The 21,766-nt window shown below is 69.9% G+C and carries 22 protein-coding genes and 1 tRNA gene; 11 read left to right on the forward strand and 12 right to left on the reverse strand.

Annotated elements, in window-relative coordinates; translation table 11 throughout:
* Positions 1 to 7: 7 nt before the first annotated feature.
* Together FB381_RS14900 and FB381_RS14905 are read right to left on the reverse strand one after the other, a co-directional pair.
* Complete coding sequence (locus FB381_RS14900; RefSeq protein WP_141781011.1) at positions 8 to 544, reverse strand: tripartite tricarboxylate transporter TctB family protein; 537 nt, start codon at positions 542 to 544, stop codon at positions 8 to 10.
* Entirely contained in the window at positions 541 to 1,524 is a 984-nt protein-coding gene (locus FB381_RS14905) for a tripartite tricarboxylate transporter substrate binding protein (RefSeq protein ID WP_141781012.1), read from the reverse strand. Before FB381_RS14905 ends, FB381_RS14900 begins: the two co-directional genes overlap by 4 nt.
* 271 nt (positions 1,525 to 1,795) lie before the next feature.
* Here FB381_RS14905 and FB381_RS14910 point away from each other — a divergent pair, with 271 nt between their 5' ends.
* Genes FB381_RS14910 through FB381_RS14930 form a run of 5 tightly spaced genes read left to right on the forward strand, consistent with a single transcriptional unit; the run spans position 1,796 to position 5,577 of the window.
* Positions 1,796 to 2,617 (forward strand): enoyl-CoA hydratase/isomerase family protein, encoded by an 822-nt coding sequence (locus FB381_RS14910; RefSeq protein WP_141781013.1) that lies wholly within the window; start codon positions 1,796 to 1,798, stop codon positions 2,615 to 2,617.
* A 45-nt stretch (positions 2,618 to 2,662) separates the two neighbouring features.
* A complete protein-coding gene (locus FB381_RS14915; RefSeq protein ID WP_211352444.1) occupies positions 2,663 to 3,787 on the forward strand; it encodes a CaiB/BaiF CoA transferase family protein in 1,125 nt (374 codons plus the stop codon).
* A complete protein-coding gene (locus FB381_RS14920; protein WP_141781015.1) occupies positions 3,784 to 4,830 on the forward strand; it encodes a LysR family transcriptional regulator in 1,047 nt (348 codons plus the stop codon). The genes FB381_RS14915 and FB381_RS14920 overlap by 4 nt, the downstream gene beginning before the upstream one ends.
* A 28-nt stretch (positions 4,831 to 4,858) precedes the next feature.
* Entirely contained in the window at positions 4,859 to 5,215 is a 357-nt protein-coding gene (locus FB381_RS14925) for a YidH family protein (RefSeq protein ID WP_141781016.1), read from the forward strand.
* Positions 5,212 to 5,577 (forward strand): DUF202 domain-containing protein, encoded by a 366-nt coding sequence (locus FB381_RS14930; protein ID WP_170225168.1) that lies wholly within the window; start codon positions 5,212 to 5,214, stop codon positions 5,575 to 5,577. Before FB381_RS14925 ends, FB381_RS14930 begins: the two co-directional genes overlap by 4 nt.
* Before the next feature lie 136 nt (positions 5,578 to 5,713).
* Here the strand turns inward: FB381_RS14930 and FB381_RS14935 are convergent.
* Positions 5,714 to 5,788: transfer RNA gene (locus FB381_RS14935), tRNA-Val, on the reverse strand.
* 112 nt (positions 5,789 to 5,900) lie between these two features.
* Here FB381_RS14935 and FB381_RS14940 point away from each other — a divergent pair.
* On the forward strand, positions 5,901 to 6,704 hold the full coding sequence (locus tag FB381_RS14940; protein ID WP_141781018.1) for an alpha/beta fold hydrolase: 804 nt from the start codon (positions 5,901 to 5,903) through the stop codon (positions 6,702 to 6,704).
* Here FB381_RS14940 and FB381_RS14945 read toward each other — a convergent pair.
* Complete coding sequence (locus FB381_RS14945; protein WP_141781019.1) at positions 6,701 to 7,042, reverse strand: nuclear transport factor 2 family protein; 342 nt, start codon at positions 7,040 to 7,042, stop codon at positions 6,701 to 6,703. The two genes, FB381_RS14940 and FB381_RS14945, sit on opposite strands and share 4 nt — an antisense overlap.
* A 100-nt stretch (positions 7,043 to 7,142) precedes the next feature.
* Here FB381_RS14945 and FB381_RS14950 point away from each other — a divergent pair, with 100 nt between their 5' ends.
* The gene (locus FB381_RS14950; RefSeq protein WP_141781020.1) at positions 7,143 to 8,033 is read left to right on the forward strand and encodes a LysR family transcriptional regulator; all 891 of its coding nucleotides are present in this window, start codon (positions 7,143 to 7,145) and stop codon (positions 8,031 to 8,033) included.
* Here FB381_RS14950 and FB381_RS14955 read toward each other — a convergent pair.
* Positions 8,021 to 8,692: a DUF3159 domain-containing protein gene (locus FB381_RS14955; RefSeq protein ID WP_141781021.1), complete on the reverse strand. Its 672-nt coding sequence runs from the start codon at positions 8,690 to 8,692 to the stop codon at positions 8,021 to 8,023. The two genes, FB381_RS14950 and FB381_RS14955, sit on opposite strands and share 13 nt — an antisense overlap.
* Before the next feature lie 178 nt (positions 8,693 to 8,870).
* Between FB381_RS14955 and FB381_RS14960 the strand changes: the two genes are divergently transcribed.
* Positions 8,871 to 10,649, forward strand: coding sequence for a CehA/McbA family metallohydrolase domain-containing protein (locus tag FB381_RS14960; RefSeq protein WP_141781022.1), 1,779 nt, complete (start codon positions 8,871 to 8,873; stop codon positions 10,647 to 10,649).
* 51 nt (positions 10,650 to 10,700) lie between these two features.
* Here FB381_RS14960 and FB381_RS14965 read toward each other — a convergent pair whose 3' ends face one another.
* Positions 10,701 to 11,330, reverse strand: coding sequence for a trimeric intracellular cation channel family protein (locus FB381_RS14965; protein WP_141781023.1), 630 nt, complete (start codon positions 11,328 to 11,330; stop codon positions 10,701 to 10,703).
* A 121-nt stretch (positions 11,331 to 11,451) separates the two neighbouring features.
* Between FB381_RS14965 and sepH the strand changes: the two genes are divergently transcribed.
* Both sepH and FB381_RS14975 read left to right on the forward strand, forming a co-directional pair.
* Positions 11,452 to 12,552 carry a septation protein SepH gene (sepH, locus tag FB381_RS14970; RefSeq protein WP_281285048.1) on the forward strand — a complete coding sequence of 367 codons (1,101 nt, stop codon included), beginning with the start codon at positions 11,452 to 11,454 and terminating at the stop codon, positions 12,550 to 12,552.
* A gap of 175 nt (positions 12,553 to 12,727) precedes the next feature.
* A complete protein-coding gene (locus FB381_RS14975) occupies positions 12,728 to 14,395 on the forward strand; it encodes an alkaline phosphatase D family protein (protein ID WP_141781025.1) in 1,668 nt (555 codons plus the stop codon).
* 15 nt (positions 14,396 to 14,410) lie between these two features.
* On the opposite strand, the gene FB381_RS14980 is transcribed toward FB381_RS14975, so the two are convergent.
* The 3 genes from FB381_RS14980 to FB381_RS14990 are packed head-to-tail and all read right to left on the reverse strand — an operon-like array spanning position 14,411 to position 16,807.
* Entirely contained in the window at positions 14,411 to 15,067 is a 657-nt protein-coding gene (locus tag FB381_RS14980; RefSeq protein WP_141781026.1) for a thymidine kinase, read from the reverse strand.
* Positions 15,068 to 15,092: 25 nt separating this feature from the next.
* Positions 15,093 to 16,217, reverse strand: a complete 1,125-nt coding sequence (locus FB381_RS14985) for an alkaline phosphatase family protein (RefSeq protein WP_141781027.1) — start codon at positions 16,215 to 16,217, stop codon at positions 15,093 to 15,095.
* Positions 16,218 to 16,222: 5 nt separating this feature from the next.
* On the reverse strand, positions 16,223 to 16,807 hold the full coding sequence (locus tag FB381_RS14990; RefSeq protein WP_141781028.1) for a DUF5998 family protein: 585 nt from the start codon (positions 16,805 to 16,807) through the stop codon (positions 16,223 to 16,225).
* 107 nt (positions 16,808 to 16,914) lie between these two features.
* Here FB381_RS14990 and FB381_RS14995 point away from each other — a divergent pair, with 107 nt between their 5' ends.
* Positions 16,915 to 17,397, forward strand: coding sequence for a MarR family winged helix-turn-helix transcriptional regulator (locus FB381_RS14995; protein ID WP_141781029.1), 483 nt, complete (start codon positions 16,915 to 16,917; stop codon positions 17,395 to 17,397).
* A gap of 23 nt (positions 17,398 to 17,420) precedes the next feature.
* On the opposite strand, the gene FB381_RS15000 is transcribed toward FB381_RS14995, so the two are convergent.
* The 3 genes from FB381_RS15000 to FB381_RS15010 all read right to left on the reverse strand — a co-directional run bounded on the left by FB381_RS15000 (position 17,421) and on the right by FB381_RS15010 (position 21,727).
* A complete protein-coding gene (locus FB381_RS15000; protein ID WP_141781030.1) occupies positions 17,421 to 20,123 on the reverse strand; it encodes a bifunctional acetate--CoA ligase family protein/GNAT family N-acetyltransferase in 2,703 nt (900 codons plus the stop codon).
* Positions 20,124 to 20,172: 49 nt separating this feature from the next.
* Positions 20,173 to 20,400 (reverse strand): type II toxin-antitoxin system VapB family antitoxin, encoded by a 228-nt coding sequence (locus FB381_RS15005; protein WP_141781031.1) that lies wholly within the window; start codon positions 20,398 to 20,400, stop codon positions 20,173 to 20,175.
* Positions 20,401 to 20,491: 91 nt separating this feature from the next.
* The gene (locus FB381_RS15010; RefSeq protein WP_211352445.1) at positions 20,492 to 21,727 is read right to left on the reverse strand and encodes a cytochrome P450 family protein; all 1,236 of its coding nucleotides are present in this window, start codon (positions 21,725 to 21,727) and stop codon (positions 20,492 to 20,494) included.
* Positions 21,728 to 21,766: the final 39 nt, after the last annotated feature.

Below are 21,766 nucleotides of genomic sequence, written 5' to 3' on the forward strand. Positions count from 1 at the left end.
CAGCCTCTCAGCCGAGTCCGAGTACGCCCGCTGGCAGCGGAACGAACAGCCAATAGACGAAGACGAGCCAAGCGACGACGCCGAACACCACGCCGAGGGCGCAAGGCCTCATCCAGCCTCGCATTCCGGCGATCTTGGCGATCACCGCAACGGCTGCAGACAGCATGACGACGAACCCGACGACCTCGGCGAACAGCGGCACCGCGAGGGAGGCGAGCAAGACGCCGGCGACCCGGGCCCATCTCGTCCTCGGTTCGCCCTCGGGTGCGCCGCCCTCGTCGTCCCCGGCCTGGTCGAGAGCGCTCTGGGCCTGGACGGCGGGATCGCCCCGCCAGGCGCGCCATTCCTGGACGAGCAGGAGCGCAGAGGCGATCACGAGGACGATCGCAACGATGAGCGGGAAGAATCCTGACCCGGTGTCGCTCGGGGTGCCGATGCCCTCACGCACGGCCTGGAAGCCGTAGAAGACTCCGACGACCAGCAGGATCGCGGCCGTCGTCGCTTGGGCATCCGGATGGCGCACCGCCCGCTGAGGCTGCGTCATTCGCCGCCCCCGAGGATGCCCGCCGCTGTTTTGGTCTTGTCCGTCAGGTGCTCGTCGGTCTCCTGCGGGGTCGCCCCGCTGACGATGAGGCCGAGCTTCTCGGCCGCCTCGGCGAACTCGTCGCTGGCAACGGCTTCGGCGAAGGTCTCGGTGAGCTTCTTCTCGATCGGGTCAGGGAGCTTTCCGGGGGCGACGACGACGTTGAACGCCTGCCACACGATGTCGATGCGCTGACTCGCGAAGGTGGGTACGTCCGGTACCAGGTCGACCGGATCGGCAGAGGTGACCCCCAGCGCGCGGATCTTGCCCGACTTCAGCTGCGGCAGGGCGCTCGCCAGCTGCATCACACCGACATCCACGTTGCGTCCGAGGAGTGCGGTCGTCGTCGCCTGGTCGCCCTCGAACTCGACGTGCTTGAGGTCGACATCGGTCTGCTGCTCGAACTGATCGGCCGGCACCTTGTAGTTGAGGGGCCCCTCGGCGATCGTGACCGATCCCGGCTCGGCCTTGGCGGCCTCGACGAGGTCCTGCAGCGTCTTGAGCTTCGAGTCCCCCGGCACCACGAACAGGATCGGCGAGGTGAGGATCTCGTTGATGTACGTCGCTGAGGTCGGGTCGTAGGCCACCTTCTCGGTCTGCGGGACCAGTGTGAGCGGCCCGTCGGGCACGACACCGATCGTGTAGCCGTCGGGCTTGGCGTTGAGGACGTCGGTGGTGCCGACTGTGCCGCCTCCGCCGTCGCGGTTGACGATCTGGAGGTCTTGCCCGAGGTCACCGCTGTCGTTGATGACATCGGCAAGCGCCCTGGTGGTGGTATCGATGCCGCTGCCCGCCGGGTAAGGCACGACCACCTGGATCGGCCGGCGCGGATAGGCGTCACCGTCCGGCGACCGAGCAGCACAGGCGCTCGCGGCAACGAGAGCGACCACCACGGCGGCAATGACACACCAGCGGCTCGTGGACTGAGAACGTGTCTTCATCGGGCGACTCTCTCCTCCAGGTCGACCCGCGCAGACGATGGCTGCGCGGAGTGCTACGAGTGACGACGGCCACAGTCGACTACAGGCGACAGTTCACGTCCAAGACGGGTATCCACAATGATTCATTGCGGAAACCAATGAGTGACTCATTGCGCTTTCATATGAGTGGCACTGCTTTTTGGTCTTTGACCACTGAAACGTGCGCCCCAAAGATGGTCATGCCCAGCAGATCGCCCGCCGACCCAGGCTTGGGACAGGAGCACCTCTTCGCATGACCGACCCCCTAGACACCGACCCTCCACCTGCCGTCATCGTCGAGACGCACGAGCGGGTCGCGACCGTGACTCTCAACCGCCCGGAGCGCCGCAACGCCGTCTCATGGCAGCTCCTCGTCGAGCTCATCGACGCACTGGAGCGGGTACGTGCCGACCCGGCTGCGGCGGTCATGGTCATCACCGGCGCCGGCCGCGACTTCTGCGTGGGTGCGGACCTGTCGCGGGCGATGTCGCCACACGCGAGCGACCACGAGAGTCGGACCCTGCGCGGAATCTCGATCGACGACGATCTCGAACGACTCGGCCGGGCGTCGCTGGTGGCAGAGATCCTGCTGACCTTCCCGAAGCCGACGATCGCCAAGATCAACGGCGCATGCGCGGGCGCAGGTCTCAGCATCGCGTTGGCCACCGACTACACGGTCGCGGCACCCCGGGCGATGATCAACACGGCATTCGTCGGTGCTGGCGTCTCCGGTGACCTCGGAAGTGCCTGGCTGCTCACGCGAGCCGTAGGCACGATGCGTGCCAGGGCGCTCCTGCTCGACCCGGTCAAGCTCACGGCGGCGCAGGCAGCGGAGCTCGGTCTGGTGACCGAGGTGTCCTCGGATCTCGATGCCCGGGTCGACGACCTGTCCCGCAAGTTCGCTCACCAGGCGCCGCTCGCCATGGGGTACGCGAAGCAGAATGTGCTCGATGCAGCCACTCAGAGCTTCACCGACTACCTACCCGCGGAGGTCCGGCGCATGGTGGAGACCTCGCGAAGCGACGATGCCAGGGCGGCGGCGCGCGCGTTCATCGAGAAGCGCAACCCCGCGTGAGGCCGAGGGATGGTCTGGCCGGAGGAACCGAGGATGAGGAGTGACATGCAGGCACCGCTCGAGGGCATTCGCATAGTCGAGTTCGGGCACTACATCGCTGCACCGGCCGCGACTCAGATATTGGCCGACCTGGGCGCCGACGTCATCAAGGTGGAGCCGCCGGCAGGCGACCAAGCCAGGTCGATCGGAGCGTACGGCGATGGCATCGTCTGCGCCTACAACCGCGGCAAGCGGTCGGTTGCGCTCGACCTCAAGGACGACGATCAGCGTCGGATCGCTCTCGACCTGCTCGGCTCCGCCGACGTGTTGGTGCAGAACATGCGCGCCGGGGCGATGGATGGCCTCGGGCTCGGAGCCGAGGTCGTCACAGGGCTGAACCCGCGCCTGGTCTATGTGTCGGTCTCCGGTTTCAGCCGCCGCGGGCCCTCTGCCCGTCGGGCCGGGCTCGACATCGCCGCGCAGGCCGAGAGCGGCCTGATGTCGGTCACCGGTGAGCAGGACGGCGATCCGCAACGTGTCGGCATGCCGATCGCCGATGTGGGAGCAAGCTATGCGGTCGTCCAGGCCGTCCTGGCGGCGCTGTTCAGGCGGGAGCGCACAGGTCACGGCTCGGTCGCGGACGTGTCGCTCCTCGACGTGGCGATCCACATGCAGTCGGCCCAGTGGGGCGAATGGCACACCTCCGGGCAGGAGCCCCGCCGTAAGGGCAACGGGCAGGCGACCGTGGCGCCCGCAGCCGACCTCGTCACCACCGCGGACGGACAGATCGTCCTTTCGGCCTACACCGTCGAGCACTTCACCCGGCTGTGCCACTTCCTGGGCAAGCCATGGATGCTCCAGGACCCACGGTTCGCCGACAACCCCGCCCGCGTCGCACACCGCCGAGAGCTGCTCAGCGAGATCGGCTCCGTGCTCCAGCACCTGCCCACGGAGCGGTGCGTGGCGGAGCTCGGAAGCCTCGGGCTCGTCGCAGCAGCTGTACGCCGCTTCTCGGAGGTGGCGGCCGCCCCCGACGTGCTCATGAGCGGAATATTGACCACCGGACGAGACACAGACGGCCGAAGCTTCGACGTACCGTTCCTTCCGTTCACCCTTGAAGGCGTCGAGGTCCGGCCAGACCTCCAGGTGCCCACCGTCGGCGCCGACCAAGAGTCGGTCGCGAGCCGATGAGCGAGCGCGAGAGCGGCCTGCCCGGCCGCGGCATGAACCTCCGCGAGCTCGAGTGCTTCCTGGCGGTGGTCGACCACGGCGGGATCACGCGCGCGGCCTCCGCGCTCTATCTCGCCCAGCCGTCGCTCTCCCAGATCATTCGCCGCTTGGAGGCCGATCTCGGCATTGATCTGTTCCGGAGGGTCGGGAGAGGGCTCGTGCTCTCCCCTGCAGGCGAAGCATTTGTCGGCCCGGCGCGGCAGGTGCTGCGCGACATGGCGAACGCCCGCAGCGTGGCGGCGGGCTACCGCGGCTTGGAGGGCGGCCGGGTGGACCTCGCGATCTCGGCCTCCCTGACCTCGAGCTTCCTCGCCGCCTGGGTCGGCGACTTCCGTCGTAAGCACCCCAAGATCGCACTGCGCCTGACCCAGCACGACGGCGACACAGACGAGATCGCGACGCTGATCCGGTCGGGTGCCGCCGAGCTGGCCTACACCGTCGGCCCCATATCGCGCCAAGGCATCGAGTGCCGCCACATCGGGCAGGGCGAGATCTTGCTCGCCCTGCCGCTGGGATGGGGCGACGACCTCCCCGACCCGGTCCCGGTCGAGATGCTCGCCGGTCTACCGTTCGTCGTCGATCGTGGCTTCGGCCAGAGATACCTCGCTACGATCCGGGACACGCACGGGATAGAGCCGGACATCGTCGTCGACATCAGCGAGTCCGGAGACCTGCTGCCGCTGCTGGCGGCCGGCGCCGGAGCGGCGCTGCTGCCCATGCGTCAAGCGATGGAGGCCCGGCGTCGCGGCGCCACGCTGCGGATGCTCGACCCTGCGCCCGCACGCGACATCTACGCCATCACCCCGACGTCGCCGCTGACCCCACAGACCCAGGCGTTCCTCGACCTGAGTATCGGCAACCTGGAGCACTGGCACCGGGCCGTCGGCGAACGAACGGCGAGAGGTATGCCGCTGCTCGACGCAGCGGTCGACGCCGACAACGTGATCGAGTCGGCCTACCAACGACTCCACGGCAACTGGCACAGCGGACGGGAGTCGGAATGACGCAGTCGCTGTGCCGTGGGGAGCATAGGTGAGCCGGCGTCGATGGCCGTCGTTCGTCTATGAGGCCGGGGACGAGCCGGACTACCGGTTCAGCTTCGCCAACGAACGGACCTTCCTCGCCTGGGTCCGTACGGCGCTCGCGCTGCTCGCAGCCGGGGTGGCCGTCGACGCCGTGGACCTCTCCATCCACCCCGACGCACAACGCCTGCTCGCTCTGACACTCGTCCTGCTCAGCATGGCGAGCGCAGCCGCAGCCTGGATTCGCTGGAGTCGTGCCGAACGCGCAATGCGACACCGTCGGCCGCTGCCTGCGTTCGGGTACGGCGCGCTCCTCACCATTGCGCTCCTGCTGGCCGGTCTCATCGTCGCCGCCGCGGTCCAGTGAGCGGCGACCCTCCGAGCAGGCCTGGCGGCTTCGGCCGTCCGCCGTCAGCACCGGTCGACCGTGGCGCGGCCGCCGAGCGGACCGAGCTGGCCTGGCAGCGCACGTCACTCTCGGTCGCAACCGCCGCGGCCGTGCTCGCCCGACTCTCCTTCGACCGGACCGGTGTGGCAGGCGTGGTCGTGCTCGCCGCCGCCTCCGTACTCAGCCTCTGGGTCTTTGCAGCCAGTAGGCGCCGACGGCGCCCCATCGAGTCCAGAACGACCGACGATGTCGCAGAACGACAGAGCGGCCGGGCGACCGCCTTCCTCTCCGTCGCGATCATTGCCATGACGGCCATCGAGCTGGGCGGGATGCTCCGATGAACCGTCCCGAATCTGATGGCGGCGCTCGTAGTGGATGACTCAGTGACCTGGCTGGCTGCCACACCGAGGTGGAACCCGAGGACATGAAAGAACCCCGCCGAACCATAAACAACCTGGTCAGACGGGGTTTTCGGGATGGTGCGTGATACTGGGTTCGAACCAGTGACCCCCTCGGTGTGAACGAGGTGCGCTACCGCTGCGCCAATCACGCGTTGCGGGTCAAACATTAGCGCACCCGTCCGTCGGACCCACATTCGGGACTCGTCAGACCGTAGGCTCACGGCCATCAGCAGGACACATGAGGGTCGACCGAAGGAGCCAGGATGCTCGCCTACGAACGCACCGGTAGCGGCGAGCCGCTGCTCCTGATCCATGGCATCGCACACCGCCGGCAGGCATGGGACCCCATCGTCGCGCGCCTGGCTGACGAGTTCGACGTGGTCACCGTCGACCTGCCGGGTCACGGTGAGTCGCCGTCGTTCGACCTGAAGGGACGTACGGTGCGGGAGGCTGTGACCGATGAGCTGAACGCGCTCCGGGTCGAGCTGCGCATCGAGCAGCCGCACGTCGTCGGCAACAGCCTGGGCGGACTGCTCGCCCTCGAGATGGCCGACGCGGGGCACGCGCGGTCGGTGACCGCACTCTCCCCGGCGGGATTCTGGCTGGGCAAGGCCGACTATCTCTACATCCGTGGCCTGTTCGCCGGCGTCCAGGCCATGGCCAGGCCGCTGGCTCCGGTGGCGGGCACCGTGCTCCACAACGACATCGCGCGCACGCTCGCGTTCGCCTGGGTGGCCGCCCATCCGGATCGGCTCGACCCCGACGCGGCAGCCGACGACACCGCCAACATGGTCGCTTCCCGGAAGGCGATCCGGACGTTCTTCAGCGCCGCCTACCGCTATCCCGGTGCGATCAACCCCGACGTACCCACCACCATCGCCTGGGCCACCCGCGACCTCACGCTGCTGCCCTACCAGGCGATCGAGGCGCGGCGGCGGGTGCCGCACGCGACGCACCGGTGGCTGCCCGGCTGCGGCCACATGCCGATGAGCGACGACCCCGACCTGGTGGCCGACGTCATCCGCGAGACGACGCGCACCCCGCGGCCCGCGCCCAGCACGGTCTAGGACCCGAGGATCCCGCGCGGGTCGAAGGCGACCCGGATCTCGCTGATCACACCGCCTTCGACGCGCATCCAGTTGGCCGTGGGCGCAGGCTCGGCAACGGTCGTGTGCAAGTCGAACCAGGTGATCACGCTCGACTCCGAAGCCAGCCGCTCCCTCACCTCGATCCGGTCGAGCACCTTCGCCATGCCCTCCAGACCGGCGACGCACTCCTCAGCCCCGTCGATGACGGCGAGCGGGCCGGCGAAGGTCACGTCATCGGCGACGAGCGTGCGCAGGCGGGTGAAGTCGCGCTCCTGCCAGGCGGTGAAGTAGGCCTCGGCGAGGTCGGCTGCGTTCATGGGGTCTCCTTGGATCGGTCTGGGCTCTCAACAGACAGCCTGACCTCAGAGCACCGAACACTCAAACAGATAGTTCTGATGGTTGCTAGCATCGAGAACGATGGAAATCGGTCAGCTCCGCTACTTCGTCTCGGTCGTCGACCACGGCTCGTTCACCGCCGCGGCCCAACACCTCCACGTCAGCCAGTCGGGCATCAGCGCCCAGCTGGCCAAGCTCGAGCGCGAGCTCGGCCACGAGCTGCTCGTGCGAGGCCCCCGCAACGTACGGCTCACCCACGCCGGCGAGAGGCTCCTCCCCCGCGCCCGCGAGGCGATCCGCGCCATCGAGGACGTGCGCCAGAGCGCCGACGAGCTGAGCGACCTGGTGCACGGCCACGTACGCCTCGGGGTGATCGCCGGCTGCACGATCTCCGGCTTCCTCGACGCCGTCGCGACCTTCCACACCTCCCACCCCGGCGTCACCGTCGAGCTCGCCGAGGACACCTCGGACCGGCTCCAGCGACGTACGCTGGCCGGCGAGCTCGACCTGGCCCTGATCTCCCGCTCGGGCCCGGTGCTCGAGGGCCTGGCCGGCCTCACGGTCAGCGACGAGCGGCTCGCCGTGATCACACCGCCCGGCCATCGCCTGGCAGGTGCCCGACCAGCGCTGCGCAACCTCCACGAGGAGACCGTGCTCTGCATCCCGCCCGGCACGGGCATCCGCACCGCGTTCGAGCGATCCTGTGCGCGGGCCGGGCTCGAGGCGAGGGTCGACCTGTCGGCGTCCAACCCCGAGACGCTGCTCGGACTGACCGCACGCGGCCTGGGTGTCTGCGTGCTGGCCGAGTCGATGGCTCAGGGTTCGACCGACCTGGTCACCACGCCGATCGTCGATGCCGAGGTGCGCGCCGGACTGGCCCTGGTGACCCGGGACGGTGACCGGCAACGTGCCACCGGCCGCCTCTTCGAGCTGCTCCGCGAAGCCCTGCGCGCAGGGAGTCAGGCCGCCTGAGACTGGCCCTGAGGCTGGCTCTGTGGATGACGCACCCCAGGGTGCTCGGGCGGCAGCGAGCGGCGCAGCACCAGCCAGCTCACCAGCAGGCACAGCGCGACCAGCGGCCAGCTGAGGCCGACCCGCGCGACCGCAAGGGCGACCACGTCGCCCGACCACCACAGCGGTCCGAAGACGGCGACCCTCACGACGTACTGAGCGACCCAGACCCAGCTCGCCCGCGCGTAGCCACGCGCCAGTGCGGGGTCGCGCCGCCAGGCGCCGCGCTGGCGCAGCACCAGCCCGACGACCACGCCGAGCAGCGGCCATCGGAACGCGATGCTGACGACCCAGACCAGCGCGCTGGCCGCGTTGGCGGCGAGCTGCACCACGAAGAAGTCCTCCGCCCGCCCGGTACGCAGCGCGATCATCGCCGCCACCGCGACCCCGGCCACGCCGAGCAGCACGGCCCGCGGCTTGCGGCCCTGGCGCCACTGCCACAGCGCGATGGCCGCGGCCAGCACCAACGAGGCCACGGTCGCCACCCAGAGCTCACCGCTGACCAGCCAGGCGAGCACGAAGGCCACCGGCGGGACGGTCGCGTCGATCGCGCCACGGGCCCCTCCGAGAAGATCTGCGAGGGTCTCGGCGTCGTCGCTGCGTCGATCAGTGGTCGTCACACAAGTAAGGCTAGCCTTACTTGCAAGCGGTCGTGACCTCTCGGCCTACAGAAGTGACTTCTCGGCAGAATTCACCGGCAGGGCAACCCTGCGACGTACGCCGGCCATCCGGTGGCGCTTGGCTCATGGCGCCGCTGCTCGGGCACGCGGGAACCCCATCTCACACGGAGGTTACAACGTGTCACACGAGCACCACACGCACTCACATGGGCCGCACGGAACCGATGGTCACGACCACGGCCACGAGCACGGCCACGAGCACGCCCATGAGCACGGCCACACCCACTCCCACGAGGTCGACGAGATCACCCTCGCCGCCTCCTCGGACGCATCCGACAACGACCTGCGGCCCTCCGAGGTCACCCGGCGCAACCTGCTCCGCGCGGCCGGCGTCGCCGGCGCGGTGACGGCCGGGATGGCGGGCATGACCGGGGTGACCCCGGCGATGGCCGAAGGTGCGGCCACGGCGAAGAACAACGGCGGCGGAGGCAAGATCCGCCACTGGCTCGCCGGCGACCATCACATCCACACCCAGCACAGCTCCGACGGCATGTACCGGGTCATCGACCAGGCCCAGCACGGCGCGGCGTACGGCCTGGACTGGCTCGTCATCACCGACCACGGTGGCGCGACCCACGCCCGGCTCGGCGTCGACCTGGTCAACCCGGACATCGTGGCCGCTCGCAAGATCCTCAGCGACACCCTGATCTTCCAGGGCCTGGAGTGGAACATCCCGGCGGCCGAGCACGGCACCGTGTTCGTCGCCCCCGGCGCCCACGAGGTGGAGGTGCTCAAGCAGTTCGAGAACAGCTACGACGGCTCCGTGAAGGGAGCCGGCGGCAACTCCCCGGAGAACGAGGCGCTCGCGGTCGCGGGCATCCAGTGGCTGGGCAAGCAGGTCGACAAGCGGCGTGTGCAGGACGCGCTCTTCCTCGCCAACCACCCTGCCCGCAACGGCATCGACAGCCCCCACGAGGTGCGCGCGTGGCGCGATGCCGACCCGCGGATCGCGATCGGCTGGGAGGGCGCGCCCGGGCACCAGGCCGCCGGCCTACCGACGGGCTACGGTGCCGGCAACGCCCGCGGCTACTACGGCAACGCGCCTGGCCCGAACTCGTTCCCCGGCTACCCCGCCGAGTCCTACCGCTCCTGGGGCGGCTTCGACTGGTTCACCTCGACCGTCGGCGGCCTGTGGGACTCGCTGCTCGCCGAGGGCAAGCCGTGGTCGATCAGCGCCAACTCCGACTCCCACGTCAACTGGGGTGAAACCTCACGCCGCCCGGACGGGTCGGACTCGGCCTACTTCGACAAGCACGGCCGCTATGCCGGCCCGGTCTACGGCGACGCGGTCAACAACACCGCCGGCGACTTCTGGCCCGGCTACTACAGCCGCACCCACGTCGGCGCCGCCGACCGCAGCTACCGAGCCGTCATGACGGGCATGCGCGACGGGCGCATCTGGGTCGACCACGGCGCGCTGGTGAAGTCGGTCGACGTACGCGTGGTCGCCTCCGGCGGTCACCAGGAGAGCCTCGGCGGCACCCTGAGGGCCAAGCGCGGCAGCAGGATCTCGCTGGCCGTCACCATCACCGCCCAGGACGTCCCGAACTGGTCGCAGTTCCTGCCCAGCCTCAACCGGGTCGACGTGATCCGGGGCGCGGTCGACCCGACGTACGTCTCCGACCGCGACACCTGGAAGGCGCCCAACACCAAGGTGATCGAGCAGACCGACACCTCGGGCCGCACCGGCACCTTCCAGCTGCGCTATGACCTCGGCAGGGTCGAGGAGGCGTTCTACGTGCGCCTGCGCGGCACCGACGCCCACCGCTCCCAGGCCGGCTATCTCGGCGCCGGCATCGACCCGGAAGGCCCAGCCATCGACGTCGTCGGTGACGCCGACCCGTGGAGCGACCTGTGGTTCTACACCAACCCGATCTGGGTCGTCCCCACCCGCTGACCCCGCGGCGTACGCGCCTTCCACGTAAGCACCCTTGCGCGTGGGTCTGCCTCAGACCGAGGCGGACCCGCGCGGCAGCGGCGCCTCCCAGTGGCGCCACATCGCCAGCAGGCGCCAACCGACGCAGATGACGAAGGCGGCCGCCATCACCGCATCCGGCGGCAGCTCGAAGTAGAGGCCGAAGGCGACGACGGAAGCGCCGGCGAAGCCGGGAATGGCGTAGAAGACGCTGCGCCGCAGGATGACCGGCACCAGGCCGGCGAGCACGTCACGGATCACACCGCCGCCGACACCGGTGGCCAGGCCCATGATCGCGGCGGCCAGCGGCGAGAGCCCGTAGTCGAGCGCCTTGAGCGCGCCGGCGATGACGAAGAGCCCCAGGCCGAGCGCGTCGAAGACGTTGATCAGCGGCCCCAGACGACCCAGCGCGGGATGGAAGAAGAAGGTCAGCAGCCCGGCGCACATCGGCACCACCAGGTAGCGCCAGTCGGAGAGCGCGGCGACCGGGGTGGCCCCGATCGCCATGTCGCGCAGGAACCCGCCACCGAGCCCGGTCACGCAGGCCAGCACCACGACGCCGAAGATGTCGAGCTCCTTGCGCACGGCCACCAGACCGCCGGAGAGCGCGAAGACGAAGCACCCGGCCAGGTCGAGGGTGATGAGCGTCAGCGTCGGTTCCACCGGGAAATGGTGGCCTCGTACGTGCCATAAATCCCAAATGGCACGGGCGCGCCGCGCACGCACCCCATACGATGCATGTCTGTGGCGTAGGGTCGTCACAACCGCTTTCAGAAAGAAGAGGATGTCGGCCGAAGGACTACCGCTTGATCCGGACCAGCTCGAGGAGCAGGCACCGGACGAGGCTGGACCCGTCCTTCTTCGGCTCATCTCGGTCAGTGACGACGGCCTACGCATGCTCCTCGTGGACGACGACGAGCGTGAATACACCGCCGACATCGACGACCGTCTCCGTGCAGCACTCGAGGCTGTGTCGACCCGCCGATCGGAGCAAACCGTGAACAAGACACCGAGCAGCAGCCTGCGGCCCCGTGACATCCAGACCCGCATCCGCGCGGGCGAGAGTGCCGAGGAGGTCGCCGCTGTCGCCGGCACCACGGTCGAGAAGATCTTGGCCTTCGCCGGCCCCGTCCTCGCCGAGCGCGTGCACATGGCGCAGCGTGCCCAGCAGGCATCCGTACGCCGCAAGCCCGGCGAGGAGGCCCCGAGCACCGCCCGCACCCTGGGGCAGGCCGTCACGGCCCACTTCCAGGGCATGTACATCGACCCCGAGACGGTCAGCTGGGACTCCTACCGTCGCCCCGACGGGCGCTGGAAGCTCACCGGCGAGTTCGAGACCGCCGACCGCTCCGGGATCGCCGAGCTGACCTACGACGCCCCCGGCAACTACGTCGAGCTCGACAACGACGACGCCCGCTGGCTGACCGGAGAGAGGCTCGAGGCGCCCGCCCCCGAGCCGGAGCCGGTCACCGACGACCTGCTGGCCGCTCGTCGGCGCCGGGCGAAGGCGCCCCAGGCTCCGAGCGCGCCCGCCCCGGCTGCCCCGCCGGCGGCGTCCGCTCCCGCGACCCCGGCAGGCCCGGCCACTCCTCCCCCTGCCGCCAAGCCGGCCAGACCGGCCAAGGCACCCAAGCGAGCCTCGGCCGCCGTCGACACCCCGCTCGAGGCGTTCCTCGACGAGGAGGCTCCGAGCGGCAAGCAGCAGCCCGCCCCGGCCGAGCCCGAGGCGGGGCCCGAGACCACGGAGCCGGCCGCAGCTGCACCTGAGCAGCCCGAGCCCGCCCCGGAGGAGCCGAAGCCGGCGAAGAAGTCGTCGTCGCGCCGCAAGCGCGCCTCGGTGCCGAGCTGGGACGAGATCATGTTCGGCGGCGGCAAGCAGGAATAGCCCCGGTTCCTCAACCGAGCGCTCCCGTTCACGGACCGGCCATCGGCCGGTCCGTGTCGCGTCGGCGACCCGACCGGCCGATGTCCGTCACCGGTCGGGCAAGGGTCGGGTGACGTTCACACACCGCCGATGAAGTGGTGGAAGGCAGCTCTTCCACCCTTTCTCGGAGGCCCCGATGCTCCTGCCCACCCCACTGAGCCGACGCACGTTCGTCACCGCCTCGACCGTCTCCGCAGCGGTGATGCTGGGAACCGGTTCGATCCCCGCCGACGCGGTCACCACCCGGAGGACACCCTCCGTCGCCGGCTACCCGTTCACCTTGGGCGTCGCCTCCGGCGACCCGCTCCCCAACTCCGTGGTGCTCTGGACCCGGCTCGCCCCCGAGCCGCTCGCCCCCGATGGCTCGGGCGGGATGTTCCCCGAGCCCGTGAAGGTGCGCTGGCAGGTCGCCGAGGATCCGGCCTTCCGCAAGGTCGTCAAGGCGGGCACCGTCACCGCCACGGCCGCGCTGGCCCACTCCGTCCACCCGGAGGTCTGGGGCCTGCGGCCCGGCCGCGACTACTGGTACCGCTTCTCGGCCGCCGGCGAGGTCAGCCCCACCGGGCACACCCGGACCGCTCCGGCGTACGGCTCGAAGCTGGCCGAGATGACCTTCGCCTTCGCCTCCTGCGCAAAGTGGGACGCGGGCTTCTTCACCGCCTACCAGCACCTGGCCGAGGAGGACGTCGACGTCGTCCTCCACCTCGGCGACTACCACTACGAGTACGGCATCGACGCCACCGGCGGCGACCGCGGGGTGCCCGTCGGGAGCGACTTCGCCGGCGAGACGACGGACCTGCCGCGCTACCGGCTGCAGTACGGGCTGTGGAAGAGCGACCCCGACCTGATCGCCGCCCACGCGGCGCACGCCTTCGTCGTCGCCCCCGACGACCACGAGATCGAGAACAACTGGGCCGACGAGACCCCGGAGGAGTCGAGCCAGTCCCCGGGCGAGCTGTGGATGCCGCGGCGTACGGCCGGCTTCCAGGCCTACTACGAGCACCTGCCCTTCCGCGCCAGCGCGCTTCCGCAGGGGCCGGACATGCAGATCTACCGGCAGCTGCGCTACGGCGACCTGGTCGACTTCAACGTGCTCGACACCCGGCAGTACCGCGACGACCAGGCCTACGGCGACGGCTCCCGCCCCTCCTCCCCCGAGCTCACGCCCGACATCTACGACCCCTCGCGCTCGATGATGGGGCTGCACCAGGAGAAGTGGCTGCAGCGCAGCTGGCGCCAGTCGGGTGCCCGCTGGCAGGTTCTCGCCAACCAGGCTCCGATGGCCGAGACCGACCTCGATGACACCGACGCCAAGACCCTCTACATGGACCCCTGGGACGGCTACATCGCCAACCGCAACCGGCTCCTGGAGGGCGCCCGCACCGCCGGCGTCGAGAATCTGGTCGTCGTCACCGGCGACCGGCACCAGAACTACGCCTCCAACCTGCTCGCCGACTACGACGACCCGGAGTCGGCGGTCGTCGGCAGCGAGTTCGTCGGCACGTCGGTGACCAGCGGCGGAGACGGCGCCGACATGACCACCGGCGGCGAGGCGCTGCTGCGTGCCAACGACCACCTGAAGTTCTTCAACGGCCAACGCGGCTACGTGCGCGTCACGGTGACCCGCGAGACGCTCTCCAGCGACTACCGGGTGCTCCCCTACGTCACCAGGCGCGGCGCGCCGGTCTCCACCCGGGCGACGTACGTCGTCGAGAACGGTCGCCCCGGCGTGCAGCTGGACACCGAGGGCGCCGTCGTCGGCACCAATTACGCCGCGACCGAGATGCCGTCGCTCAACGGCTGACCGCGCCGGTCGAGGTCAGCCGAACGGCAGCGGCTCGGGCGAGAGCGAGACCGACTTCGCCCGGGCCGCGGTCAGGCCGCGGCGGTGGTGCTGACGGCACAGCACCTCGTAGGAGACGGCGCTGGGGGCTGTGTCGGAGTCACCGTCGGTGTCGCCGACGACCACCTGGTCGCCTTCGGTGACGATGACGCCGTCTTCGACGCGGGCGTTGTGGGTGGCGCGCTTGCCGCACCAGCACAGCGCCTCCACCTGGAGCACCTCGGTGCGGTCGGCGAGCTCGACGAGACGAGCCGAGCCCGGGAACAGCCGGGTGCGGAAGTCGGTGAGGATGCCGAAGCAGAAGACGTCGATCTGCAGCTCGTCGACGATCTTGGCCAGCTCCTGGATCTGGTCGGGCGTGTAGAACTGCGCCTCGTCACAGATGAGGTAGTCGACCCGCGCGCCGTGGGTCAGCGCACCGACGACGTACCTCCAGAAGTCGAAGTCGTCCGCGACCTCGATCGCGTCGTGGGTCAGGCCGAGGCGAGAGGTGACCACGGCCTCGCCGGAGCGGTCGTGGGCGGTGAAGATCCGGCCGATGCGGCCACGCGCGGCGTGGTTGTGGTTGGTCTGCAGCGCGAGGGTCGACTTGCCCGCGTCCATCGTCCCGGTCCAGAAGGTCAGCTCAGCCACGCGGAGGATCCTATGGCCTGAGGGGTCACGAGATCAGCAGCGGGATCAGCATCTCGTCGGGTGTCAGCGACCCGTGCAGCCCCACCAGCGTCGTCTCGTAGTGGAACAGGTGCGTGGAGACGACCGCATGCTCGCCGTGGGAGGCGACGACGACGTCGCCCAGACGCGGCAGCACCGACGGGGTGACCGGGCCGAACCAGCCACGGCGGATCGCCGACTCCCGGCTCATCACGTCGGCCTTGTCGCCGAGCACCTCCGACCAGGTCGCGACCACGTCTTCGACCGCTCCGCGGGAGCAGTAGAGGTGGCGGAAGCGGGCCTCTCCCCCGACCAGCGCGACGCCGTCGCCGAGCTCGGGGAAGTCGTCGATGTCGGTGCGCGCCTCGTAGGGCGAGTCGACCATGCCGTGGTCGGCGAGCACCAGCAGGCGCACCGACGGGTCGAGCGCGTCGCGCAGCTGCTCGGCCTCGGCATCGATCATCGAGAGCTGCTGCAGCCAGGGCGAGGAGGCGACGCCGTAGCGGTGGCCGGTCCAGTCGAGGTCGCCGTCGTAGAGGTAGGTCAGCGACCCCGGCACCTTCGAGAGCGCCACCGCCGACGCGATCCGCTCCCCCACCCGGTCGGCGCCGACGAACTCGGCACCCCGATGGGCCGCCACGGTGAGCCCGGAGCCACCGAAGGCACGCTTGTTGATCACCGTGACCGGCACCCCGGCCTCCCCCAGCCGCTGGAAGACGGTCTGGTTGGGCTGCCACTCGACGGGATCGACGTCCTTGGGCCACTGCAGCGCGTTGAGCAGGTGCTCGGTGCCGGGGATCCGCGAGGTGTAGCCGACCAGCCCGTGGCCGCCCGGAGCCAGCCCGGTGCCGAAGGAGGTCAGGCTGGTCGCCGTCGTCGACGGCACACCGGCCGTGCCCGGCGCCTGCTCCTCGGCCAGCGAAGCCAGGAACGGGGCGGCGTGGGCATAGCGGCGCAGCAGGTTGGTGCCCATCCCGTCGACCAGGAACACGACGTACGCCGCCGCGGAGGGCAGCTCGAGACCGGGTCGGCCGTCGGGGGTGCCCAGGGAGACGTCCAGGGCGGCCGCCACGGCCGGCAGGACATCACCCAGCGAGCGCTCCCCGTAGGCGGGGGCGAGAAAACCGGCCACGGGTCCTACCGGCGGTGGGTGCGTGCCGAGAGCGATTCCGCGAAGGCCAGCATGCGGCCGACCGAGTCGTGGCCGTCAGCGGCGGCCGAGACACGCAGCGAGAAGTCGTCGGGGGTGAGCACGCCGGTGTAGCCGTGGTCGGCGTCGCAGTTGGGGTCGGAGCAGCCGGCCGGCTCGAGGTCGACGCGGTTGACGCCGCCCCAGCCGATCGTCATGACCGCTTCGGCGGCCTTGCTCGGGCCGCTGGTCGGGTTGGCGATCATCCGGGTCACCACCACGGAGGTCACCGAGTCGATGCGTACGGCCTCGGTCGAGGTGGAGGTGTAGGGCTCGGGCAGCAGGTCGTCACCCGCGTGCTCGTCGGTGTGGGCCAGGATCAGCCGCGACGGGGTCAGCACCAGCACGGAGAGGTGGCGACGCACCTCGTCACGGTCGAAGGTCGGCTCGTGGTGCAGGAAGAAGGCGACCACCTTCTCGCCCGCGACCGCGGAGGCGACACAGTCGGCCACCACCTCGGGGTAGTAGCCGGTGCGGTCGATCTCGGCGCGCAGGTCGTCGGCGCGGTCGAGATCATCGGTGCGGGTGCTCATGCCCCCATCCTTCCACGGCCCGTCACAGGCCGCCTACCCACAGCCCGCAGGCACGCGGCCGCGGAACCCTTGACCTCAAGTTCACTTAAGATATTAGCGTCTCTCGCATGACCACTACTGACACCGACGCAGGCACCCAGACTCCGCCGACAGGCGCATCGATGCCCGCCGGGTACGTGACAGGCGTTGCGTACGAAGCCATCATCGCCTTCATCCGGAGCCAGCAGGAGGACCGCGGATACACGCAGCCACAGTTCTGGTTGCTCCGGAACCTGTCGCCGAACGACCTCTCACCCGATGGCCGCGGCATGTCGATCGCCGAGCTGCGGGACGCGATGAGCACCTACCTCCGGAAGGAGGACGACCTCGAGTCCGAAGCGCGGGTGCTGCTGGAGAAGGGGTGGCTGGAGCGGGACGAGAGCGATCACCTCTCGATCACACCGACCGGTGAGACTGCCCTCGCTGGGCTCAAGCAGTTCGCGCCGGCCATCCGCGCGATGCTTCACCAGGGGATCGACGACGCCGACTACGCGACGACCGTTCGAGTGCTCACGCAGCTGATCGAGAACGCCGGTGGTCGGCTGTCCTGATCGGCCGCTCGCCCCTCGGCCGACTAGCCCGGGAGGGTGTCGCCGACGGCCGGGTTGAGGCGGCGTACGAACCAGTCGGAGCGCGGATCGGCGACCAGGTCCACGCGCGCGGTGGCGGTCAGCACGGCGGAGCGCTCGAGGCCGACGAGCACCAGGGAGAGATCGAGCGACGAGATCTGGGGCAGGTCGTTCTGCAGCTGGGCGACCTTGAGCACGAGCCGCTCGATCTCGTCGACGTCGACCATGTCTCCGCCGCGGTAGCCGAAGAGCATCGGCGCCGCCTTGATCTCGCGCACCATCGAGGCCGCGTCGCGCTCGGAGAGCGGCGGGATCCGGTAGGCGCGGTCGGCGAGCAGCTCGGTGATCGGCCCGGCGATGCCGAAGGAGACCACCGGCCCGAACAGCGGGTCCTCGATCGAGCGGACCGCGACCGGGATGCCGGGCGGCGCCGTACGCTGCACCGCGAAGCCGCCGGTCTCGGGCGGGATCCGTCCGGCGATCTCCTCCCAGGCCTCGGTCATCTCCTCGACGTCGTCGATGTTGCGTACGACGTGGGCCTGGTCGGGCCGCTCGCGCACGCTCTCGACGGTGGCCTTCAGCACGACACCCCAGCCGAGGTCGTCGGCGGCCGAGATCGCCTCCTCGAGCGTGGAGACGCGGTGGGTGTTCCACAGCTTGATCCCGTAGGCGGCCAGCACCATCGTGAGGTCTTCGCGACTCAGGTCGCCGCCCGTCGGGCGCGCGGCGAGCACGTCGGTGACGATCTTGCGCGCGGTGCGCGGGTCGCACTCCTCGTCGGCGAGCCACGGCGTGTCACCGTCGGCGGTGCGCAGCCACACGGCGTACTCGACGACCTTGGCCAGCGCGCGCACGGCCGACTCGACCGAGGAGTAGGACGGCACCGAGCCGCGGCCAGCGGTGGAGCCGGCGACGTCGGGCACGCGGAGGAGCTCGGGAACACCCTCGGCGCCGAGGAACGAGGTGACCAGCGGCTTGTCGGACTGCTCCCCCACCGCGGCGAGCACGTTGGCGATCTCCTCGCCGGAGACGTTGAGCGGCGGGATGTAGACCGAGATCACCGCGTCGACCTCGGGGTCGTCGATGGCCGCGTCGAGCGCGTCCTCGAAGTCTTCGGCGCTCGGCTCGGTGGGCAGCGGCACCTGCTTGTTGACCTGGAGCCCCACCGAGACAGCGGCGTCGGCGGCGAGCAGGCCCAGCGCGTCGGAGTTGCCGACGATGGCGACCCGTCGCCCGCGCGGGAGCGGCTGGTGAGCGAGCAGCTGGGCGACGTCGAACATCTCGTCGAGGGTGTCGACCTGCACGATGCCGGCCTGGCGGAACATCGCGTCGACCGCCGCGGGCGGGGCGCTGATCTTGCGCACGGCGTGGCCCATCGGCACACCCTGGGTGGTGCGCCCCGAACGCACCGCCACGATCGGCTTGCGCAGCGAGACGCGGCGGGCGATGCGGGAGAACTTGCGCGGGTTACCGATCGACTCCAGATACATCATCACGACCTCGGTCGAGACGTCCTCCTCCCAGTACTGGAGCAGGTCGTTGCCGGAGACGTCGGCGCGGTTGCCGGCGCTGACGAAGGTCGAGAGACCCAGGCCGCGGTTGTTGACCTTCTCCAGGATCGCGGAGCCGAGGGCACCCGACTGGCAGAAGAAGCCCGCGCGACCGCGCGGCGGCATCGTCGGGGCGAGGCTGGCGTTGATCCGCACCTGCGGGTCGGTGTTGATCACACCCAGCGCGTTGGGCCCGATCAGGCGCAGCCCGTAGGAGCGCGACAGGTTGACCAGACGGCGCTGCCGCTGGCGGCCCTCCTCACCGGTCTCGGCGAAACCGCTGGAGATGACCACGAGCCCGTGGACGCCCTTGGCGGCGCAGTCGAGCACGACGTCCTGCACGGCGTCGGCGGGCACCGCGACGATCGCCACGTCGACGTCGTCGGGGATGTCCTGGACGCTCTTGTAGGCGGGCATGCCGCTGACCGCGCTCGAGCTGGGGTTGACCATGTAGACCCGGCCGGTGAAGTCGCCGATCACCAGGTTGCGTACGAGCGCCTGCCCGATCGTCTCCTGCCTGCGGCTCGCACCGATGACCGCGACGGAGCGCGGGTTGAAGAACCGGTTGATGGAGGCCGCCTCGGCCTCGTGCTCGCGCAGGGCGAGCCGGCCGACCGCGGTGTCGGTCACGTCGATGCCGAACTGCAGCGCGATGACCCCGTCCTCGTAGACGCTGGCCACCTTGTAGCCGGCGTCGCGGAAGGTCTGGATCATCCGCGCGTTGTCGGGAAGCACGTCGGCGGTGAACTTGGTGAGCCCGCGCTCACGCCCGGCCTGGGAGAGGTGCTCGAGGAGGATCTGCGCGATCCCCCGGCCCTGGTAGTCGTCCTCGACGAGGAAGGCGACCTCGGCCTCGCCCGGCCGCACCACGTCGTAGCGCCCGACCGCGATCATCCGGCCCCGCAGGGTCAGGATGAACGCGACCCGGTCCTTGTGGTCGACCTCGGTGAAGCGCGCGACGTCCCTCGCGGACAGGTGCGGCATCGGCGAGAAGAAGCGGTAGTACTTCGACTCGTCGCTGACCCGATGGTCATAGAAGTCGACCAGCAGGTCCTTGTCGGCCGAACGGATCGGACGGATGTGTGCCGTGCGCCCGTCGCGCAGCAGGACGTCAGCCTCCCAGTGGGAGGGGTACGGAGGGGTCTGCTGCGCGGTCACGAGAGAAATCTAGCCGGAGACACCAGCCCCCGCGCGCAGCAGCCGCCCGTCAATGGTGAACGACGTTGGCGCGGTCACGCTTGTTGAGCACCTGCCAGCCGTCGTAGTCCCAGGTGCGCGCCAGCTTCTGCGCGTGCCGGGGAGCGTCGCCCTCGTGGTTGCGGATGACGAGCTCGCGGATGGCGAAGTCGACCGCCTCCTGGGTCGTCGTGGCGCCGGAGATCCGCTGGACCTCCGCGAGCAGCTCGGCGTCGAGCTCGATCTGGGTGACAGCCATCTTCAAGCACCTCCATGTGCGTTGAATCGGTGACTCCTGGACGGTTTGTTCTACATCACCAATGTACGCGGATGTGCGGCCTAGGGAAGACCTACGTGCCGAGCCGGACCGGGAGAGCGGCCAGGTCGTTCTGGGTGAGGACCGGGAGATGGTGCAGGTCGGCGTCGGGCACGGCGAGACTGATGTCGGGAAACCTCGCGAATAGGGCAGGCAGCGCGATGGCGGCCTCGAGGCGGGCGAGGGCGGCGCCAGGACAGATGTGGGGGCCGTGGCCGAAGGAGATGTTGCGGGCGGCGGTCGCGCGGGCGGCGTCGAACTCGTCGGCGTCCTCGCCGTGGACGGTGAGGTCGCGGCCGATCGCGCGGTAGGAGATCACCACGCCCTCGCCCTTCTCGATGAGCGTCTCCCCCACCGCGATGTCCTCGGTGGCGAACCGCATCAGCAGGTGGCTGACCGGGCCGTCCCAGCGCAGGGTCTCCTCGATCACCTGGCCCCAGCTGATCTCCCCGCTCAGGACGCGGGTGAGCTGGTCGGGGTGGGTCAGCAGGGCGCGTGCGGCCGAGACGATCAGGCTGACCGTGGTCTCGTGTCCCGCCGCCACCAGGGAACGCAGGTTGCCCTCGACCTCTTCCTCGCTCAGCGGCACACCGCCCTCCTCGGCGCGCATGAGTGCGCTGGTCAGGTCATCGGTGGGGTGCACGGTGCGCTGCCTGACCATCGTGGTGAAGTGGGCCTTGATCTCCTCGATGACCTCGAGCCGCTCGGTCTGAGGAGTGGTGAGGGAGAAGAACTTCCTCCACTGCGCGAGCTGCCACGGATGGTCGGCGCGGTCGACGCCCATCAGCTCGCTGACCACCCGCATCGGCAGCGGGTAGGCGAACACCTCCTTCAGGTCCACCACCTCACCTGCCGCTCCGGCAGCGGCGAGATCGTCGAGCAGCTCGGTGGTGAACCGCTCGATCAGCGGCCGCAGCGCACCCAGCCGTCGCGGGCTGAGCGCACGGCTGGTCTTGATCCGGAGCCTCCGGTGCTCGGCGCCGTCGACGGTGAACATCGACCGTCCGGTGTCGACCATGCTGATCAGCGGCCATTCCCGGGTCACCTCGCCCGAGGTCCACCGGCTCCAGGCGTCGATGTCCTTGACCAGCCGGGGGTCGACGAGCAGTCGCCGCGCGACCTGATGATCGCTGACCGTCCAGGCCGGCACACCGAGCAGCTCGATCCGGACCACCGGCCCTTCCGTGCGCAGCCGGGCGGTCTCGCCGGCGCGGTCGGCGACCATCGGGTCGAGCGCGAAGGGACAGCCTTCTGTGGGGGATGTGCTCACCGCGTACCTCCTGTCGGGGCGCTCCAGGACTATTCCGTA

The organism is Nocardioides albertanoniae (assembly GCF_006716315.1).
Taxonomy (GTDB): Bacteria; Actinomycetota; Actinomycetes; order Propionibacteriales; family Nocardioidaceae; genus Nocardioides; species Nocardioides albertanoniae.

What these genes read in the sequence shown, in the direction of transcription:
- FB381_RS14900 (WP_141781011.1), bottom strand. Translation starts at nt 544, where the DNA reads ATGACGCAGCCTCAGCGGGCGGTGCGCCATCCGGATGCCCAAGCGACG.
- FB381_RS14905 (WP_141781012.1), bottom strand. Translation starts at nt 1,524, where the DNA reads ATGAAGACACGTTCTCAGTCCACGAGCCGCTGGTGTGTCATTGCCGCC.
- FB381_RS14910 (WP_141781013.1), top strand. Translation starts at nt 1,796, where the DNA reads ATGACCGACCCCCTAGACACCGACCCTCCACCTGCCGTCATCGTCGAG.
- FB381_RS14915 (WP_211352444.1), top strand. Translation starts at nt 2,663, where the DNA reads ATGCAGGCACCGCTCGAGGGCATTCGCATAGTCGAGTTCGGGCACTAC.
- FB381_RS14920 (WP_141781015.1), top strand. Translation starts at nt 3,784, where the DNA reads ATGAGCGAGCGCGAGAGCGGCCTGCCCGGCCGCGGCATGAACCTCCGC.
- FB381_RS14940 (WP_141781018.1), top strand. Translation starts at nt 5,901, where the DNA reads ATGCTCGCCTACGAACGCACCGGTAGCGGCGAGCCGCTGCTCCTGATC.
- FB381_RS14945 (WP_141781019.1), bottom strand. Translation starts at nt 7,042, where the DNA reads ATGAACGCAGCCGACCTCGCCGAGGCCTACTTCACCGCCTGGCAGGAG.
- FB381_RS14950 (WP_141781020.1), top strand. Translation starts at nt 7,143, where the DNA reads ATGGAAATCGGTCAGCTCCGCTACTTCGTCTCGGTCGTCGACCACGGC.
- sepH (WP_281285048.1), top strand. Translation starts at nt 11,452, where the DNA reads ATGTCGGCCGAAGGACTACCGCTTGATCCGGACCAGCTCGAGGAGCAG.
- FB381_RS14975 (WP_141781025.1), top strand. Translation starts at nt 12,728, where the DNA reads ATGCTCCTGCCCACCCCACTGAGCCGACGCACGTTCGTCACCGCCTCG.
- FB381_RS14990 (WP_141781028.1), bottom strand. Translation starts at nt 16,807, where the DNA reads ATGAGCACCCGCACCGATGATCTCGACCGCGCCGACGACCTGCGCGCC.
- FB381_RS14995 (WP_141781029.1), top strand. Translation starts at nt 16,915, where the DNA reads ATGACCACTACTGACACCGACGCAGGCACCCAGACTCCGCCGACAGGC.
- FB381_RS15005 (WP_141781031.1), bottom strand. Translation starts at nt 20,400, where the DNA reads ATGGCTGTCACCCAGATCGAGCTCGACGCCGAGCTGCTCGCGGAGGTC.